At 73.2% G+C, this 17,926-nt stretch carries 18 protein-coding genes and 1 pseudogene; 11 read left to right on the forward strand and 8 right to left on the reverse strand.

What is annotated here, in order from left to right:
* Positions 1 to 3,219, reverse strand: a 3,219-nt coding sequence (gene scy, locus WDV06_RS12245) for a polarized growth protein Scy (RefSeq protein WP_395509713.1), incomplete at its 3' end; no start/stop codon positions are given.
* A gap of 179 nt (positions 3,220 to 3,398) precedes the next feature.
* Positions 3,399 to 3,827 carry a methylmalonyl-CoA epimerase gene (gene mce / locus WDV06_RS12250; protein WP_395509714.1) on the reverse strand — a complete coding sequence of 143 codons (429 nt, stop codon included), beginning with the start codon at positions 3,825 to 3,827 and terminating at the stop codon, positions 3,399 to 3,401.
* Positions 3,828 to 3,973: 146 nt separating this feature from the next.
* On the opposite strand from mce, the gene WDV06_RS12255 reads away from it, so the two are divergent.
* Positions 3,974 to 5,176, forward strand: coding sequence for an acetyl-CoA C-acetyltransferase (locus WDV06_RS12255; protein WP_395509715.1), 1,203 nt, complete (start codon positions 3,974 to 3,976; stop codon positions 5,174 to 5,176).
* A gap of 11 nt (positions 5,177 to 5,187) precedes the next feature.
* On the forward strand, positions 5,188 to 6,150 hold the full coding sequence (gene meaB / locus WDV06_RS12260; RefSeq protein WP_395509716.1) for a methylmalonyl Co-A mutase-associated GTPase MeaB: 963 nt from the start codon (positions 5,188 to 5,190) through the stop codon (positions 6,148 to 6,150).
* 111 nt (positions 6,151 to 6,261) lie between these two features.
* On the opposite strand, the gene WDV06_RS12265 is transcribed toward meaB, so the two are convergent.
* The 4 genes from WDV06_RS12265 to WDV06_RS12280 form a co-directional block, all read right to left on the reverse strand.
* Entirely contained in the window at positions 6,262 to 6,738 is a 477-nt protein-coding gene (locus WDV06_RS12265; RefSeq protein ID WP_395509778.1) for a MarR family winged helix-turn-helix transcriptional regulator, read from the reverse strand.
* Positions 6,739 to 6,823: 85 nt separating this feature from the next.
* A complete protein-coding gene (locus WDV06_RS12270) occupies positions 6,824 to 7,642 on the reverse strand; it encodes an AIM24 family protein (RefSeq protein WP_395509717.1) in 819 nt (272 codons plus the stop codon).
* Positions 7,639 to 8,289 carry an AIM24 family protein gene (locus tag WDV06_RS12275; protein WP_079429815.1) on the reverse strand — a complete coding sequence of 217 codons (651 nt, stop codon included), beginning with the start codon at positions 8,287 to 8,289 and terminating at the stop codon, positions 7,639 to 7,641. Before WDV06_RS12275 ends, WDV06_RS12270 begins: the two co-directional genes overlap by 4 nt.
* Entirely contained in the window at positions 8,289 to 8,927 is a 639-nt protein-coding gene (locus WDV06_RS12280; protein WP_395509718.1) for an AIM24 family protein, read from the reverse strand. The genes WDV06_RS12275 and WDV06_RS12280 overlap by 1 nt, the downstream gene beginning before the upstream one ends.
* A gap of 159 nt (positions 8,928 to 9,086) precedes the next feature.
* Between WDV06_RS12280 and WDV06_RS12285 the strand changes: the two genes are divergently transcribed.
* From WDV06_RS12285 to WDV06_RS12305, 5 genes are all read left to right on the forward strand, one after another.
* Positions 9,087 to 9,431: a DUF3817 domain-containing protein gene (locus WDV06_RS12285; protein WP_395509719.1), complete on the forward strand. Its 345-nt coding sequence runs from the start codon at positions 9,087 to 9,089 to the stop codon at positions 9,429 to 9,431.
* Positions 9,428 to 9,724, forward strand: coding sequence for an MTH1187 family thiamine-binding protein (locus WDV06_RS12290; RefSeq protein ID WP_395509720.1), 297 nt, complete (start codon positions 9,428 to 9,430; stop codon positions 9,722 to 9,724). The genes WDV06_RS12285 and WDV06_RS12290 overlap by 4 nt, the downstream gene beginning before the upstream one ends.
* Before the next feature lie 173 nt (positions 9,725 to 9,897).
* Positions 9,898 to 10,596 (forward strand): hypothetical protein, encoded by a 699-nt coding sequence (locus WDV06_RS12295; protein ID WP_395509721.1) that lies wholly within the window; start codon positions 9,898 to 9,900, stop codon positions 10,594 to 10,596.
* On the forward strand, positions 10,593 to 11,273 hold the full coding sequence (locus WDV06_RS12300) for a DUF4166 domain-containing protein (RefSeq protein WP_395509722.1): 681 nt from the start codon (positions 10,593 to 10,595) through the stop codon (positions 11,271 to 11,273). The genes WDV06_RS12295 and WDV06_RS12300 overlap by 4 nt, the downstream gene beginning before the upstream one ends.
* Complete coding sequence (locus WDV06_RS12305) at positions 11,270 to 11,902, forward strand: TetR/AcrR family transcriptional regulator (protein WP_395509723.1); 633 nt, start codon at positions 11,270 to 11,272, stop codon at positions 11,900 to 11,902. Before WDV06_RS12300 ends, WDV06_RS12305 begins: the two co-directional genes overlap by 4 nt.
* 150 nt (positions 11,903 to 12,052) lie before the next feature.
* Here the strand turns inward: WDV06_RS12305 and WDV06_RS12310 are convergent.
* Positions 12,053 to 13,053 (reverse strand): annotated as a pseudogene (locus WDV06_RS12310) (ArsR/SmtB family transcription factor).
* Between the two features lie 152 nt (positions 13,054 to 13,205).
* On the opposite strand from WDV06_RS12310, the gene WDV06_RS12315 reads away from it, so the two are divergent.
* From WDV06_RS12315 to WDV06_RS12325, 3 genes are all read left to right on the forward strand, one after another.
* Positions 13,206 to 13,715: a MarR family winged helix-turn-helix transcriptional regulator gene (locus WDV06_RS12315; RefSeq protein WP_395509724.1), complete on the forward strand. Its 510-nt coding sequence runs from the start codon at positions 13,206 to 13,208 to the stop codon at positions 13,713 to 13,715.
* A gap of 50 nt (positions 13,716 to 13,765) precedes the next feature.
* A complete protein-coding gene (locus tag WDV06_RS12320) occupies positions 13,766 to 14,095 on the forward strand; it encodes a DUF3817 domain-containing protein (protein WP_395509725.1) in 330 nt (109 codons plus the stop codon).
* Between the two features lie 118 nt (positions 14,096 to 14,213).
* Complete coding sequence (locus WDV06_RS12325; protein ID WP_395509726.1) at positions 14,214 to 15,914, forward strand: acyl-CoA mutase large subunit family protein; 1,701 nt, start codon at positions 14,214 to 14,216, stop codon at positions 15,912 to 15,914.
* Positions 15,915 to 15,992: 78 nt separating this feature from the next.
* Here WDV06_RS12325 and WDV06_RS12330 read toward each other — a convergent pair whose 3' ends face one another.
* A complete protein-coding gene (locus WDV06_RS12330; protein ID WP_395509727.1) occupies positions 15,993 to 16,625 on the reverse strand; it encodes a TetR/AcrR family transcriptional regulator in 633 nt (210 codons plus the stop codon).
* 250 nt (positions 16,626 to 16,875) lie between these two features.
* Between WDV06_RS12330 and WDV06_RS12335 the strand changes: the two genes are divergently transcribed.
* A complete protein-coding gene (locus WDV06_RS12335) occupies positions 16,876 to 17,859 on the forward strand; it encodes a tetratricopeptide repeat protein (protein WP_395509728.1) in 984 nt (327 codons plus the stop codon).
* Positions 17,860 to 17,926: the final 67 nt, after the last annotated feature.

The raw sequence follows: 17,926 nt of genomic DNA on the forward strand, positions 1-17,926 counted from the left end.
GGTGATGAGCCGGTCCGCCTGCTCGGCCGCCTCGGTACGCAGCCGGTTGGCCTCGGCGCGGGCCTCGTCCAGGACGGCCTGCGCCTCGGCCCGGGCGGCTTCCGCCGCCTGCTCGGCCTCCGTGGTCAGGCGCTCGGCCTCCGCCGCGGCCTCGCCGACCGTCAGCTCGTTGGCCGCGCGGGTCTCCTCCGTCAGCCGCTCCGCCTCGGCGGCCGCCTCGGTGATGAGCCGGTCCGCCTGCTCGGCCGCCTCGGTACGCAGCCGGTTGGCCTCGGCGCGGGCCTCGTCCAGGACGGACGCCGCCTCGGCGCGGGTGGCCTCCGCCGCCTGCTCGGCCTCCGCCGTCAGGCGCTCGGCCTCCGCGGTGGCCTCGGCGACCGTCAGCTCGTTCGCCGCGCGGGTCTCCTCGGTGACCCGCTCCGCCTCCGCCGTCGCCTCGGCCGTGATCCGGGCACCCTCGGCGCGGGAGGCCTCCAGGGACTCCGCCGCCTCGTTCCGGATCCGGTTGGCGTCGTCACGGGCGTCCGCCCGGGTCCGCGCCGCGTCGCGCTCGGACGCCGCCAGGGCGTCGGTCGCCTCCGTACGCACCCGCTGCGCGTACTCGGCCGTGTCGGCGCGCAGCTGCTCGGCCTCGGCGATGGCGTCGCCGACCGTGCGCTCGGCCAGGGCCTTCGCCGCGTCCGTCTCGACCTTGGCCTCGTTGCGGATCCGCGCGGCGTCCTCGCCGGCCCGCTCCCGCTCGGCGTGGGCGTCGGCGCGGACCCGGTCCGCCTCCTCCTCCGCCTCGGCGCGGGTGCGCTCCGCCGCGACCTCGGCCGCGCTGCGCAGCCCGGCGATCTCCTCCTCGGCCTGCTCGTGCAGCCCGGCCACGGAGTCCCGTACCTGCTGGGCGGTGGCCTCGGCCGCCGCGACCAGCTCCGCCGCGCGGACCTCCGCCGCCTCGGTCAGGCGGGCCGCCTCGGCCTGCGCCTCCTCCGAGCGCTTGCGGGCCTGCGCCAGCAGCTCCTCGCTCTCCTCACGGGCCTGCGCCCGCTCGTTGCCCGCGTCCGTACGGGCCGCCGACAGGGTCTCCTCGGCCTCGCGACGGCGCCGGGCGGCCTCCTCCTGGGCGGCGGCCAGCGCCTCCGCGGCCTCCTCGGCGACCCGTTCGGCCGCCGCCTTCGCCTCCGCGCGCAGCCGGTCCGCGGTCTCCTGCGCCTCGGTGCGGACCCGCTCCGACTCCGCCTCCGCCTCGGCGCGCAGCCGTACGGAGACCAGCTCGGCCTCCGCGCGGGCCCGGCCGGCGTCCTGTGCGGCCTCGGCCCGCAGCTGCTCGGCCTCCGCCTCCGCCTGGGCCTGGAGGGTGCGGATCCGCTCCGCCGACTCGGTGCGCAGCCGGTCGCTCTCCTCGGTGGTCTCCCTGCGGATGTTCTCCGCCGCCAGCCGGGACTCGCGCAGGGTCTGCTCGGCCGACGCCAGGCGCGCCTCGGCGTCCGACTGGAGCCGCGCCAGTTCCGCGTCGGCTTCCGCCCGCTTCGCCGCCAGGGCCTGCTCGGTCTCCTCGCGCCGTGCCCGGACCGCCGCGTCCGCCTCGGCGACGAGCGCCCCGGCCTGCTCCTCGGCCTCGGCGCGCAGCCGCTCGGCCTCGGCGCGGGTGCGCTCCAGGGTCTCCTCGGCCTGCCGGCGCAGGGTGGTGGCCCGCTCCACGGCCTCGGCGCGGACCCGCTCGCTCTCGGCGCTCGCGCCGGAGCGCAGCTCGTCGGCGTCGGCCTTGGCCTTGCCCAGCAGCTCCTCGGCGGTCTTGGCCGCCTCCTCGATCTGCCCGACCGCCTCGCGGCGGGCCTCGCCGCGGATCCGTTCACCCTCGGCGACCGCCTCGGCGCGCAGCTGCTCGGCCTCGCCGCGCAGCCGCCGGGCCTCCTCCTGGAGTTCGACCGTACGGGCCCGGTACTCCTCGGTGTCGTCCTTCGCGGCGCCCTTGAGCTCCGCGGCCGCGTCCGCCGCCTGGGCGCGCAGCCGCTCCGCCTCGGCCTCGGCCTCGCGGCGGATCCGCTCGGCCTCCTCGGAGGCGGCGCGGGTGGTCGCCCGGGCGTCCTCCGAGGCCTTGTTCAGCACGTCCTCGGCGGTACGGGCGGCCTTGGCCAGCTGCGCCGCCATGTCCTCGGCGGCGGCCGTACGGGCCTGCTCGCCGGCCTCGGTGCGCAGCCGCTCCGCCTCCGCGCGGGCGTCGGCCAGCGCGTGCTCGGCCTCGGCCTTGAGGGCCTCGGCCTCCTTGGTGGCCTCGCCGACCAGCCGCGCCACCTGCTCCTTCGCGGTGCGGGTGCGCTGCTCGTTGACGGACTCGGCCGAGGCGAGCTGCCGGGCGGCGCTCTCCTTGGCCTCCGCGAGCAGGGTCTCCGCCTCGGCCCGGGCCGCGCGCAGCGCCCCGTCGGCCTCCTGGACCCGCGCCTCGGCCACCCGGCCGAGGTCCATGGTCTGCTGCCGGGTCTGCTCGGCCTCGGCGGTGGTGGTGGAGCGCAGCCGCTCGGCGTGCTCGGTGGCCTCCTGGGCCTGCGCGGAGGCGGCGGCCAGCAGCCGCTCGGCCTCCTTGCGGGCGCGCAGCAGCGCCGACTCGGCCTCGGCGCGTGCCGCCTCGGCGTCGGCGGCGAGCCGGCGGCGCGCCTCCTCGGCGGTACGGGCGGCCTCGGCGCGGGCGGCGTTCAGCGCCTGCTCGGCCTCGGCGCGGGACTCCTCCATGAGCCGGCGGGCCTGGGCCTCGGTACGGGCGCGCAGCTGCTCGGCCCAGGCGACGTTCTCGTTGACGTGCGCCTCGACGGTCTGGCGGCGCTCGTTGAGCTCCTGGTCCAGGCGCTGGCGGCGGTTGACGGCCTCGGCGTGCAGCTCGGCCTGGAGGCGCGCCTGGTGCTCGGCGTGCTCCTGGAGGATGCGCTGGGTCTGCGCCCGGGCGTCGCGCAGTTCGCGCTCGGCGTCGGAGCGCATCTGGTCGGCCTGGATCTGGGCGTTGCGCAGCAGCTGCTCCGCCTGGTATCCCATGTCCGCGCCGTCGTAGGCGGGACGGGACGCGAGGGCGCGGCGCACCTCGTGCAGCTTGGCCCGCAGCACCTCGACCTGGTAGCCCAGGTCCTCGGCGTGCTGGACGGCCTTCCCGCGCTCCTTCCTCAGCCGCTCCATCTCGGCTTCGAGGCGCGTGAGATGGTCGGCTTCAGCCTGATGGCTCTCCTGGCTTTCGTAGCCGAGCACAGCGCGGTCCCGTCCGTCCCCTGGTCGCAAGCTCACCTTCAATTGAGCATCGCTCGCCCGCTGAACGACGCCCCCGGGGAAATGGTGTCAGAACCGGGGCAGGGGTATCAGGTCCCGCCCCGTCTCCGACCGCACCCCGGCCGAGCCATGGCCACTCTACCGGCCGGGGAATGGGGGCATCAGTGCTCCGGGTTGCCGGTGACCAGTTCGGTGAGGACTCCGTGGCAGTCCTTGGGGTGCAGGAAGGTGATCCGCGAGCCCATCGAGCCGATGCGGGGCTGGTCGTAGAGGACCCGGACGCCCTTGGCGCGGATGGCCTCGGCGTCGCCGTCGACGTCGGCCGTGCCGAAGGCGATGTGGTGGACGCCCTCGCCGTTCTTGGCGAGCCACTTGCCCACCGCGGAGTCCTCGCGGGTGGGCTCCAGGAGCTGGAGGTAGGAGGCGCCGCCGTCGGAGGTCTCGTTGATCTTCAGCATGGCCTCGCGGACGCCCTGTTCCTCGTTGACCTCGGTGTGGAACACCTCGAAGCCGTACGTGGCACGGTAGAACTCGACGGTCTTGTCCAGGTCGAAGCAGGCGATCCCGATGTGGTCGATTCTTGTCAGCATGGGACCAGTGCACCGCCGAGGAGGGTCGTCACGCAACGTGCCAGCGATCACACCGACTGCCCGGTGACGGCGCGGGTACTGCTCAGTACATTCAGGTAAACCCTCGTTCACTCCTCAGCTTCCCCGCTGAAAGGGGATTCGCCCTCATGTCCGAAGCGATCAACACCACCTCAGTGATCGTCGCCGGGGCCCGCACGCCCATGGGGCGGCTGCTCGGCTCGCTGAAGTCCTTCTCGGGCGCCGACCTCGGCGGCTTCGCCATCAAGTCCGCGCTGGAGCGGGCCGGGATCTCCGGCGACCAGGTCCAGTACGTGATCATGGGCCAGGTGCTCCAGGCCGGCGCGGGCCAGATCCCCGCCCGCCAGGCCGCCGTCAAGGCCGGCATCCCCATGAACGTGCCCGCGCTCACCATCAACAAGGTGTGCCTCTCGGGCCTCGACGCCATCGCCCTCGCCGACCAGCTCATCCGCGCGGGCGAGTTCGACATCGTGGTCGCGGGCGGCCAGGAGTCGATGACCAACGCCCCGCACCTGCTGCCGAAGTCCCGCGAGGGCTACAAGTACGGCGCGATCGAGATGCTGGACGCGATGGCCTACGACGGCCTCACCGACGCCTTCGAGAACATCGCGATGGGCGAGTCCACCGAGAAGCACAACACCCGCCTGGGCATCGAGCGCGCCCCGCAGGACGAGTTCGCCGCCGCCTCGCACCAGCGGGCCGCCGCCGCGCAGAAGAACGGCGTCTTCGAGGCCGAGATCACCCCGGTCGAGATCCCGCAGCGCAAGGGCGAGCCGGTGGTCTTCGCCGCGGACGAGGGCATCCGCCCGGAGACCACGGTCGAGTCGCTCGGCAAGCTGCGCCCGGCGTTCGCCAAGGACGGCACCATCACCGCCGGCACCTCCTCGCAGATCTCCGACGGCGCCGCCGCCGTCGTCGTGATGAGCAAGGCCAAGGCCGAGGAGCTGGGCCTGGAGTGGATCGCCGAGATCGGCGCCCACGGCAACGTGGCCGGCCCGGACAACTCCCTCCAGTCGCAGCCCTCGAACGCGATCCTGCACGCCCTGAAGAAGGAGGGCCTGGAGGTCGCCGACCTGGACCTGATCGAGATCAACGAGGCCTTCGCGGCGGTCGCCGTGCAGTCAATGAAGGACCTCGGCGTGACCCCGGAAAAGGTGAACGTCAACGGCGGTGCCATTGCCCTGGGCCACCCGATCGGCATGTCCGGCGCCCGCGTGGTGCTCCACCTGGCGCTGGAGCTCAAGCGGCGCGGCGGCGGCGTCGGCGCGGCCGCGCTGTGCGGCGGCGGCGGCCAGGGCGACGCCCTCGTGATCCGCGTCCCGAAGGCGTAGGTGCTGCCCTTATGGCGACGGTGGACGTCCCCGCGCTGGTGGCGCAGGCCCGTGAGGGCCGGCCGCGGGCGGTTGCCCGGCTGATCTCCCTGGTCGAGGGGGCGTCCCCGCACCTGCGCGAGGTCATGGCCGCCCTGGCCCCGCTCACGGGCGGCGCGTACGTGGTCGGGCTGACCGGCTCCCCGGGGGTCGGCAAGTCGACCTCGACCTCGGCCCTGGTCACGGCCTACCGCAAGGCGGGAAAGCGGGTCGGCGTGCTCGCGGTGGACCCGTCCTCGCCCTTCTCGGGCGGGGCCCTGCTCGGTGACCGGGTCCGCATGTCGGACCACGCCTCCGACCCGGGGGTCTACATCCGCTCCATGGCCACCCGCGGGCACCTGGGCGGCCTCGCGTGGGCGGCGCCGCAGGCGATCCGGGTCCTGGACGCGGCCGGCTGCGACGTGATCCTGGTCGAGACGGTCGGCGTCGGGCAGTCGGAGGTGGAGATCGCCTCCCAGGCCGACACCTCGGTGGTGCTGCTCGCGCCCGGGATGGGCGACGGGATCCAGGCCGCGAAGGCGGGCATCCTGGAGATCGGCGACGTGTACGTGGTCAACAAGGCTGACCGGGACGGCGCGGACGCGACCGCCCGGGAGCTGAACCACATGCTCGGCCTGGGCGAGTCCCGCGGTCCCGGCGACTGGCGGCCCCCGATCGTCAAGACGGTCGCGGCCCGGGCCCAGGGCGTCGACGAGCTGGTGGAGCAGCTGGAGAAGCACCGGGCGTGGATGGACGAGCACGGGGTGCTGGCCGAGCGGCGCGCGGCGCGGGCCGCGCGCGAGGTGGAGACCATCGCGATCACCGCCCTGCGCAGCCGGCTGGCCGACCTGCACGGGGACGCGCACCTGGGCGGGCTGGCCGCGCGGGTCGCCGCCGGTGAGCTGGATCCGTACGCGGCCGCCGATGCGCTGCTCGCGACGCTGACCGAGGGCTGAGTCGGCCCGCGGGGGGCGGGGCGGGGGTTTCTCCCCGCCCCGCCCTTTCGCCGTTGTGGGGCCCTGCCCCAGACCCCCGCGCCTCCCACGCCGGCGGGGCTGGGATCGCCGTCAGATCTTGCCGCGGGTGCCGCGCAGGTGTTCCGCCACGGGGGTCAGGGAGGCGTGCAGGGCCTTGAGGGCCTCCGGCGGGAGCAGGTCGATGAAGTGCTCCCGTACGGACGCCACGTGGTGCGGGGCGACCTTGCGCATGGTCTCCATGCCGTCGTCGGTGAGGACGGCGTACAGCCCGCGCCGGTCGGACTCGCAGTTGACCCGGCGCACCAGGCCCGCGGTCTCCATGCGGGTGATCTGGTGCGAGAGCCGGCTCTTGGACTGGAGGGTGGCGGTGGCCAGGTCGCTCATGCGCATCCGGTGGCCCTCGGACTCCGAGAGGTTGACCAGGATCTCGTAGTCGTTCATGGTGAGTCCGAAGGGCTGGAGATCCTTTTCCAGCTGGTGCATCAGCAGTCTGTTGACGTCCAGGTGGGTGCGCCAGGCGCACTGTTCGGCGTCGGTGAGCCAGCGGGTGGCCGTCTCGGTCTCCATCGTCTCCATGAATGAACTCTACCTAAGAAGTTGAATTACGTACAAAAATAGGAAGATCTTCCCGGCCCGCGAGGTGTGGTCCGCCTCACAGGCCGAGCCTCCGCTGGAGGTCGCCGAGCTGGCCGGGCATCCGCGGCACGCCCAGCTGGCCCAGCGGTCCCTGGCCGGCCCCCGGGACACCGTGGGCCTCGCCCGTGGCCGCCCCGGTGCCCACCGCACCGAGCGACTGCTCCGCCATCAGCATCTCGCTCGACTGGAGCAGCACCGTCCCCGCCCCGACGAACTCGAACTGGTGCTCCTCGCCCGAGGTGCCCCCGATGCCGGTCAGCGCCCGCAGTCCGCCGATCACCCCGGACATGTAGCCGTGGTCGTAGTGGTGACAGGGGGAGGGGCAGTCAGCCCAGCCCACCAGCGCCTGCGGGTCGACCCGCAGCGGCGGCTCCATGAAGACCACCGGACCATTGGACGCGGCCACGAACTTCCCGGTTCCGATCAGCGTCAGGAACCCCGGGACGATCGACTGCTTGAGGGCCAGCGAGGGCTGGTACGCCAGCAGGTTCCCCGACCGGATGGTCAGGTTCCCGTCGTCCAGGTCGTACGAGTTCACGTCGAAGGCCCGGTCGGCCAGCAGCATCTTGCCCTGGCCCTCCGCCACCACCCAGTCGCTCGCGTGCAGCGGCGAGTGGAAACTGGTGCGCAGCAGCCGGTCGAAGCGGCCGTGCCCGATGCCGTTGAAGTCGATGCGCCCGTAGTACGAGATCATCTTGCCCTTCTGCAGGAACCACTGGTTCCCCTTGAGCTCCACGCAGAAGGTGTACTTGTTCACGTTGTCGTCGGAGGGCAGCGTGTACGGGTCGAAGACGGTCGGACCGCCCGGCCCGCCGATGACGGGGCCAAAGTTCACAGCTTCTCCTCCGAGGCCTGTACGTAGACCGCGCCCTGGCCGGACAGCTCCAGCTGGAACGCCTCGCCCGAGCCGCGCCCCACCATGTCCCGCCAGCCGAGCGCGGTGGAGAGCTTGTTCCTGACGTCCCCGTGGTGGGCCACGTACGCCTGCGGGTCGACGTGGACCGGCCGGTTCGGGGTGATGGGGAGCTCGATGACCCCGCCGTGGGCCATCACGGCGACCGCGCCGTGGCCCTTGAGGGTGGTGGTGAACAGGCCCTGCCCCGTGACCTGGCCGCGCACCATGCCCATGACGCCGCCCTGCGAGCCCATGAACATCGTGCCCTGCTGGAGGGTGCCGTCGAAGGCGAGCAGCCGGTCGGCCTCGACGTAGAGGGTGTCGCCCTGGAGGTTGATCACCTGGATGTGGTGGCCGCCGTGGCCGAACATCACCGTGCCGCTGCCCTCCACCTCCATCAGCGGGGTCTGCTCGTTCGCCACCCGGCGCCCGATCATGCCCATGACGCCGCCCTGGCCGCCGGTGATGCTCGGGGTGAAGGAGACCTCGCCGCGGTAGGCGAGCATCGCCCCCCGCTGGCTGTACATCTTCTGCCCGGGGACCACCTGGGCCTCGACCATCTTCGAGTTGATCTCGCGGAACGGCATCAGATGTCGCCCCCGATGGTGTTGCGCTCGCTGGGCTGCACGTACACCAGGCCCTCACCCTCGAAGCGGATCTGGAACGCCTCGCCCGAGCCCTCGCCGATCAGGGTCCGGAAGGTGATCCCCGACTGGAAGGACTGCTGGAGGTTGCCCGTGTGGGCGATGTACGCGCCCGGGTCCACCGAGAGCGGGTACTGGGCGCTGACGCGCAGCACCACCGCCGGGCCGTCGGACATGATCGCCGCCTGGCCGGAGCCCTCCACGGTCGTGGTGAAGAGCCCGTTGCCGGTGCTCGCGCCGCGCAGGCCGGTGAAGGTCGTGCCGGTGCGCAGGCCGGCGTCGGTGCACAGCAGGTTGCTGGACTCGACGTACAGCTTCTCGCCGCGCAGGTTCACCAGGTTGATCTCGCTCGCACGGTCCGCGAAGTAGCAGGTGCCGTGTCCCTGCACCTCCATCACGGTCATCTGCTCGCCGGTGAGCCGGCGCGTCACCATCCCGCGGAGGCCTTCGCCGCCGCCCGTCATCTTCTTGAAGGCCATCTGCCCGTCGTACGCGACCATGGAGCCGTTCTTCGCTTTCACGGCGTCCCCGGTCAGCTCGACGGCCAGCACCTTGCTGCCTTGGAGTCGGAACTGAGCCACGGGGACGAAGGTATCGGCACCGGGCGGCACCGAACAGGGTCCGGAGGTCGATATACGCCACATTCGCCGGTGTTGGGGGTTCCGGCCCCCCGCCCGAAGATCCCCGGGAGCGGCTGAGACACTGGAACGGCCCCCGGTCCCCGGCCCCGAAGGTTCCACGTGGACATCAAGACCGCCTCCGCCCTGCACCGGCTGCGCCTCATCTCCGTCCCGGAGGCGCTGTCGTTCCCGGCCCTGCTGATCTTCGGCTCGCTGCTGAGCCGGATCTCGGACATCGACTACCTGATGATGCCGCTGGGCGTCCTGCACGGGATCCTCTTCGTCATCTACGCCGTCTTCCTGCTGGACGTGTGGAACAAGGCCAAGTGGCCGCTGAAGAAGGCCGCGCTGTTCTTCCTGCTCGCCCTGCTGCCCTTCGGCGGGCTCTACGGCGACCGGCTGCTCAAGCGGGACGAGGCCGACAGCGTCGTCGCCGCCCGCGCGCGCGAGGCGGCCCGGGCGTGATCGTCGCGTTCTCGGTGACCCCGCTGGGGGTGGGTGAGGAGGTCGGCGAGTACGTCGCCGACGCGGTCCGCGTGGTGCGCGAGTCCGGGCTGCCGAACCGCACCGACGCCATGTTCACCACCGTGGAGGGCGAGTGGGACGAGGTGATGGACGTGGTGCGCCGCGCCGTCGCCGCGGTGGAGGAGCGGGCCCCCCGGGTGTCCTTCGTCCTCAAGGCCGACATCCGCCCCGGTGTCACCGACGGGATCACCTCGAAGATCGAGACGGTCGAACGCCACCTCGCCCGGGACTGATCCGGTCGGACCTCCTCGCAAGCGCCCCCCGCCCGTACCGGCGGGGGGCGCTTGCGCGTATCCGGACCCGAACCCGTGTGACCGGGCTCACTGTTGAGCGATCGCTCAAACCCGTCTAGGGTCCCGTTTGAGCGATCGCTCAACGCGAGGCGCCGGGGGGGGGTGCGAACGGGATGGGCCTGTACGTCGAGACGGTGATCCGCACCGGGTTGGACGAGCTGTGGGAACGCAGCCAGGACCCGGCGCTGCACCAGCGCTGGGACCTGCGGTTCACCTCCATCCACTACCTCCCGCGCACCGGGGACGAGCCGCAGCGCTTCCGGTACGCCACCCGCGTCCTGCCGTTCCTCTCCGTCTCCGGCACCGGGATCTCGGCCGGCGATCGGCGGCGGCCCGACGGGACCCGGGTGTCCGCCCTGCGCTTCGCCTCGGACCATCCGCTGTCCCTGCTCGCCGAGGGCAGCGGGTACTGGCGCTACGTCCCGGGCCCCGACGGGATCCGCTTCCTCACCGGCTACGACTACCGCCCGCGCTGGGGCCGCTTCGGACTCCTCGCCGACCGGCTGGTGTTCCGTCCGCTCATGGGCTGGGGCACCGCCTGGTCCTTCGACCGGCTGCGGCTGTGGTGCGAACGCGGGACCCCGCCGGGCCGGGCCCTGGCCCGGGCCCTCGCCGAGACCGTGCTGCGGGCGCTGGTCTGCGTCGCCGCCCTGGCGCTCGCACCGCCCGCCGCCGCCCTGCCCGTCCTCGCCGCCGCGCTGCTGCTGCCGCCGCTGCCCGGCACCCCGGCCGCCCGCCGCTGCCTGCGGCGCCCGCCCGGCCGCACCACCGCCGCCGAACCCCGTCTGCCGACCACCCTGGAGCCGTCGTGACGTCCATCTTCCGCGCCCACATGGGGGCCGACTTCGACCGTCTGCACCCCGAGCTCCAACGCCGGTTCTCGGTCGGGCTGGAGAGCGGGGAGGGCTGCGTCGGGCACGGGAGCATGGAGCGGATCTGGCACGGGCGCGGCTTCGTGAAGCCCTTCCTGCGGCTCGGCGGGACCCGCAACATCCTGGTGCCGCGCGAAGGGCGCGACGTCCCGTTCGTCATCGAGAACATGCCCTACGCCGACTCGTACGGGCGCGAGACCGTCACCTTCGTACGGACCTTCCGGCTGCCCGGCGGGCCGCGCCGGTTCGACGCCACGATGATCCACAGCCCCGAGCGCGGCTGCATCCTCGACTACCTCGGCACCCACCAGCACCTCGCCAGCGACCTGTACATGAGCGCCGAGCCCGACGGCTCCCTGCTCATCCGCTCCGGCGAGCACCGCTTCCGCGAGGGCCGCGTCGACGTCCGGGTGCCCGGCCTGATCGGCGGGGACGCCGAGGTGCGCGAGTCCTTCGACGAGAGCACCGGCCGGTTCCGGATCCGGGTGCGGGTGACCAACCGCCACTTCGGCCCGCTCTTCGGCTACGAGGGCAGTTTCACCGCCCGGTACGTGGACGTCCGCACGCACGGGGTGCGCGGCGGGCTGCGGCCCGTCCGCGAGGAGGCCCGGGCGTGAGCGCGGCCACCAAGGAGAAGCTCCTCGAAGGGGCCCTGCGCACCATCGTCGAGCAGGGGCTCGCCAAGACCTCCGCCCGGAACATCGCCGCCACCGCCGGGGTCGCGCAGGGGCTGGTCTTCTACCACTTCGGCTCCGTCGACGAACTCCTCGCCGAAGCCTGCCGGTACGCCGCCGCGCAGCGCGTCGCCCGCTACCGCGACCGGCTCGCCGAGCTGGGCGGCCTGCCGGAGCTGCTGGAGTTCGCCCGCGCGATGCACGCCGAGGAGCGGGCCGCCGGGTACGTCTCCCTGCTCGGGCAGCTGCTGGCCGCCGGTCAGTCCTCCCCGGTCCTCGCCGCCGCCACCGCCGACGGGCTCGGCCTGTGGATCGCCGAACTGGAGGCGGTCCTCACCCGGCTGCTGGCGGCGACCCCGCTGGCCGGCTTCGCCGACCCGGCGGGCCTGGCCCGGGCCACTGCCGCCTCCTTCGTCGGCATCGAGCTGTACGAGGGGGTGGACCCGGAGGGCGCCGGCCGCGCCTTCGACGCCCTGGAACAGCTGGCCTCCCTGGCCGCCGTCCTGGAGGGCCTCGGCCCGCTGGGCCAGCGCGCGGTCCGCCACGGCCTGCGCAGGGGCGTCCGGGGCTGACGGCGGGCACCGGGCCCGCCTCCCCGGGCCTGCCCACGCCGCCGGGGACGCCGCCCGGGCCGGCGGCGGGTTCGCCGACGGTGCGCGCCCGTGCCGCTCGGGTCGGGGCGCCGGAGGCGGGCGCGGGGCCGGGGGGCCTGCCGGGGGCGGTCAGGTCGTCGGGGTGCCTGCGGCCAGGGCTATGGCCAGGGGGGTGCGTTCGTAGCGCACCTGGTGGCCGTGGCGGGCGGAGATCAGCAGGCCCGCCTCCGCCAGGACCTTCAGATGCGCCGAGACCGTGGACGCGGCCAGGCCCAGTCGGTGGGCCAGGGCCGTGGTGGACGCCGGCTCCTCCAGGGCGCACAGCACATCGGCCCGGGCCCGGCCCGGGAGCCGGGCCAGGGCGGCCGGGGTGTCCTGCCGTACCGGGGTCCACAGGGCGCCGCTGCCCCGGGCCGCGTAGACCACGGTCGGCTGCCAGGGCGGGTCGAAGCCGCCCGCGATCTGCGGCCAGACGAAGGCGCTCGGCACCAGCAGCAGGCCCTGGCCGCCCAGGACGCGCTCGTGGTGGGTGGGCGAGGGCCGGGCGATGGTCAGGGCGAGGGAGGCGGAGTCCCAGGACAGGTCCGGGTGCAGCCCGTCGAAAAGGGCCTCCAGCCCCCCGGCGGCGAGCCGGCGCGAGTGGAAGAGGATGTCCGCCTCCAGCAGGGCCCGCAGCCGCGGCCAGTGCGCTCGACCAGGGCGCCCCCGGCCCGCTCCAGCAGGTCGGCCGGCTCCCGCACGGACCGCGCCGGATCCGCCGGCAGGTACCGGCCCAGCTCGCTGTCGAGGGCCCCAGGCGTGCAGGCGAGGGACTTTGACATGTCCTCGCGTGCCTCGTCCGGGTCCGCCGCGCGGACCAGGGCCGGCTCCTCCGCGAAGGAGACGCCGGGTCCGGCCGGCGGCGGGCTGATGAAGTCCGTGCTGTGCCCGTGCCGGGGCATCAGCAGCCACAGCGGCCGCAGGTCCAGCCGGGCGGCCGCCGCACGGATCCCGCGCAGCCAGGGCAGGTGGTAGCCCTGCCGGTCGGGGCGCTTGAGGGTGCGCACCGCCTCCTGGGTCTCCCACAGGGGCGACAGTGCGAACCGGCAGCGCAGCAGGTCCTCGTGCCCGAAGTGGTGGAGCAGTCCCATCCCCGTCCCGCCTTCCTCTGTACGCGCCCGCGCCGACCCCGGGACTCTGCCCCGGCATCCGTCCCCGCGCGAGTCCCGCCGCCCCCGGGAGGGCGGGTCGAGGAGTGAGACGGGGGGCCGGCGGAAATGAACCGACCGGTAGGGTCTGGTGGATGCCGAAGCCGCTCAGCCTCCCCTTCGACCCCATCGCCCGCGCCGACGAGCTCTGGCGGCAGCGCTGGGGTCCCGTGCCGTCCATGGCGGCGATCACCTCGATCATGCGCGCCCACCAGATCCTGCTGGGCGAGGTCGACGCGGTGGTGAAGCCGTACGGGCTGACCTTCGCCCGCTACGAGGCCCTGGTGCTGCTCACCTTCTCCCAGGCGGGGGAGCTGCCGATGTCGAAGATCGGCGAGCGGCTGATGGTCCACCCGACCTCGGTCACGAACACCGTGGACCGGCTGGTGAGGTCCGGGCTGGTGGCCAAGCGTCCCAACCCGCACGACGGCCGCGGCACGCTGGCGTCGATCACGGAGAAGGGCCGCGAGGTCGTCGAGGCGGCGACCAAGGACCTGATGGCGATCGAGTTCGGGCTCGGCGCGTACGACGCGGAGGAGTGCGCGGAGATCTTCGCCCTGCTCAGGCCGCTGCGCGTGGCCGCCGGGGACTTCGACGAGAGCTGACGGCCGGGGTGCGTCAAGATCGAGCAAATCGGGCGGTTACGCTCGACGGCATGAAACGAAGCGTGCTGACCCGCTACCGCGTCATGGCCTACGTGACCGCGGTCATGCTCCTGATCCTGTGTGCCTGCATGGTGGCGAAGTACGGCTTCGACACCGGTGCCGACCTGACCCTGGCGGTCTCGCAGGTCCACGGCGTGCTGTTCATGATCTACCTGGTCTTCGCCTTCGACCTCGGCTCCAAGGCCAAGTGGCCCTTCGGCAAGCTGCTCTGGGTCCTGGCGTCGGGCACGATCCCGCTCGCGGCCTTCTTCGTCGAGCGCGGGGTCCGCGCCGAGGTCGAGCCGCTGGTCGCGGACGGCCCGGTCACCGTCGGCGCCTAGCCTCCGTCCGGCTTCACACGCGCGGGCCTGTAGGAACGCTCGAAACCACACCCCCGGGGAAGACTCCCCGGGGGTTTGCCATCGACATTTACTAGGACGTCCTAGTAAATTCGAAGGTATGGACGCAGACGCCATCGAGGAGGGCCGCCGCCGCTGGCAGGCCCGTTATGACAAGGCCCGCAAGCGGGACGCGGATTTCACCACGCTCTCCGGCGATGAGGTCGACCCCGTCTACGGGCCCCGCCCCGGAGACGCGTACGAGGGATTCGAGCGCATCGGCTGGCCGGGGGAGTACCCCTACACCCGCGGCCTGCACGCCACCGGCTACCGCGGCCGGACCTGGACCATCCGGCAGTTCGCCGGATTCGGCAACGCCGAGCAGACCAACGAGCGCTACAAGATGATCCTGGCCGCGGGCGGCGGCGGGCTCTCGGTGGCCTTCGACATGCCCACCCTGATGGGCCGCGACTCCGACGACCCGCGGGCGCTCGGCGAGGTCGGGCACTGCGGCGTCGCCATCGACTCCGCCGCCGACATGGAGGTCCTCTTCAAGGACATCCCGCTCGGCGACGTGACCACCTCGATGACGATCTCCGGCCCGGCCGTCCCCGCCTTCTGCATGTACCTCGTCGCCGCCGAGCGCCAGGGCGTCGACCCGTCCGTGCTCAACGGCACCCTCCAGACGGACATCTTCAAGGAGTACATCGCGCAGAAGGAGTGGCTCTTCGAACCCGAGCCGCACCTGCGCCTCATCGGCGACCTGATCGAGTACTGCGCGAACGGCATCCCGGCCTACAAGCCGCTGTCCGTCTCCGGCTACCACATCCGCGAAGCCGGGGCCACGGCCGCGCAGGAGCTCGCCTACACCCTCGCCGACGGCTTCGGCTACGTGGAGCTCGGCCTCTCCCGCGGCCTGGACGTCGACCACTTCGCGCCCGGCCTGTCCTTCTTCTTCGACGCGCACCTCGACTTCTTCGAGGAGATCGCCAAGTTCCGCGCCGCCCGCCGCATCTGGGCCCGCTGGATGAAGGAGGTCTACGGCGCGAAGAACGAGAAGTCGATGTGGCTGCGCTTCCACACGCAGACCGCCGGCGTCTCCCTGACGGCCCAGCAGCCGTACAACAACGTGGTGCGCACCGCCGTCGAGGCCCTCGCGGCCGTCCTCGGCGGCACCAACTCCCTGCACACCAACGCCCTCGACGAGACCCTCGCCCTCCCCAGCGAGCAGGCCGCCGAGATCGCGCTGCGCACCCAGCAGGTGCTGATGGAGGAGACCGGCGTCGCCAACGTCGCCGACCCGCTGGGCGGCTCCTGGTACGTCGAGCAGCTCACCGACCGCATCGAGGCCGACGCCGAGAAGATCTTCGACCAGATCAAGGAGCGCGGACTGCGCGCCCACCCGGACGGCCGGCACCCGATCGGCCCCATCACCTCCGGCATCCTGCGCGGCATCGAGGACGGCTGGTTCACCGGCGAGATCGCCGAGTCGGCCTTCCAGTACCAGCGGGCCCTGGAGAAGGGCGACAAGCGGGTCGTCGGCGTCAACGTCCACCACGGCTCGGTCACCGGCGACCTGGAGATCCTCCGCGTCAGCCACGAGGTGGAGCGCGAGCAGGTGCGCGTGCTCGCCGCCCGCAAGGAGCGCCGCGACGACGCCAGGGTGACGGCCGCGCTCAAGGCGATGCTCGACGCCGCCCGGGACGGCTCCAACATGATCCCGGCCATGCTCGACGCGGTCCGCGCCGAGGCCACGATGGGCGAGATCTGCAACGTCCTGCGCGACGAGTGGGGCACGTACACCGAGCCCGCCGGCTTCTAGCCCCGGACACGGCGCAGGGCCGGCCGCGCGGTTCCCCACGGGGAGCGCGCGGCCGGCCCTGCGGGTTCTCCCGGCCGCTCAGGCGCGGGCGGAGAGGCCGTGCATCAGCAGCGCGGTGAAGGCCGCCACCCAGCCCTCGTCCACCGGCTCGGAGCTCACCAGGGCGCGGTGCACCACCGTGCCCGCGATCACGTCGAAGATCAGGTCCGTGGTGTGTCCGGCCAGCGACTGGTCCTCCTCGTACGGGAGCTCCCCGCGGGCCTGCGCCCGTTCGCGGCCCAGTACGACGAGACGTTTCTGCCGGTCCACGATGGCCGACCGGATCCGGTCCCGCAGCGCCTGGTCCCGGGTGGACTCGGCGACCACCGCCATCAGCGCCGTACGCGCCTCCGGACGCCGCAGCAGTTCCGCGAACTGCAGGACCACGTACTCGATGTCCGCTTCCAGCGACCCCCGGTCGGGCAGTTCGAGCGCGTCGAAGAGCTCCGCCACCGCGTCCACGACCAGCTCGTTCTTCCCCGCCCAGCGCCGGTAGAGGGTGGTCTTCGCGACGCCCGCCCGCGCCGAGACGTCCCCCATCGTCAGCTTCGACCAGCCCAGCTCCACCAGCGCGTCCCGCGTCGCCGCGAGGATCGCCGCGTCCGCAGCCGCGCTGCGGGGGCGGCCGGTGCGGCCCGGCCGGGCGGTGCTGCGGGGACAGGGGTTGCGCATGGCCGAGACCATACCCGCCAGTAGGGGAACCGTCGGGGGCTGCCGAGCTGTGGTTCAGATCACGGGGCGCCCGGGGCCCGGGGGAGTTACGCTACGGCTCGTAGCGAAAGAGCGACAACCACGCGAAGAGCTACCGGCGCCAGGTGGGGACCCGGCGCCACGCAGATCCACGCACGGCAGGACCGAGGTTTCACCCGGGATCTTCCGGGATCTTTTTCGTCGGCGCGCGCACACGGGGGAGGATGTACGCATGCAGCCCAGAAACATGTCCATGAGCGGCGTCGTCGACCTCGCCGCGGTGAAGGCGGCCGGCGAAGCCAAGGCGAAGGCCGAGCAGGCCCGTGCGGAGGCGGCCCGCCAGGGCGGCGGCGCGCCCGGCGGCGCCGTTCCGCCGTCCGCGCTCGTCATCGACGTCGACGAGGCCGGGTTCGAAAGCTCCGTCCTCCAGCTCTCCAACGAGGTCCCGGTCGTCCTCGACTTCTGGGCCGAGTGGTGTGAGCCGTGCAAGCAGCTCGGCCCCCTCCTGGAGCGGCTGACCGTCGAGGCGGGCGGCCGCCTCGTCCTGGCGAAGATCGACGTCGACGCCAACCAGATGCTGATGCAGCAGTTCGGCATCCAGGGCATCCCGGCGGTGTTCGCCGTCGTCGCGGGCCAGGTGCTGCCGCTGTTCCAGGGCGCGGTGCCCGAGCAGCAGATCCGCGAGACCCTGGCCCAGCTGGTCCAGGTCGCCGAGGAGCGCTTCGGCATCCTCGGGCTCCCGGTCGACCCCGAGGCCGCGGGTGCCCCCGCGGCCGCCGCGGCACCCGTTCCGGCCGGTCCGTACGACGCCCTGCTGGAGGCGGCGGTCGCCGCGCTGGACGCGGGTGACCTGGGCGGAGCCGTGCAGGCGTACAAGAACGTGCTCGCCGACGACCCGGCCAACACCGAGGCCAAGCTGGGCCTCGCCCAGGCGGAGCTGCTCTCCCGGGTGCAGCACATGAACCCGCAGACCGTGCGGGCCGAAGCCGCCGAGAAGCCGCGCGACCCGGCCGCCCAGATGGCCGCGGCCGACCTGGATCTGGCCGGCGGGCACGTGGCGGACGCCTTCTCCCGCCTGGTGGACACCGTCCGGGTGACGGCGGGCGAGGACCGGGACGCCGTACGGGTGCGGCTCCTGGAGCTCTTCGAGGTGATCGGCGCCGACGACCCGCGGGTGACCGCGGCGCGCACGGCCCTGGCGCGGGTGCTCTTCTAGAGCCCGGCCGGGCCCCGACTGGAGCGGCGTGCAGCCGGGGGCCCGGCGATTTGTTGACACGGAGATA

It is taken from the genome of Streptomyces racemochromogenes, assembly GCF_044129415.1.
In the GTDB taxonomy this organism is placed as follows: Bacteria; Actinomycetota; Actinomycetes; order Streptomycetales; family Streptomycetaceae; genus Streptomyces; species Streptomyces racemochromogenes_A.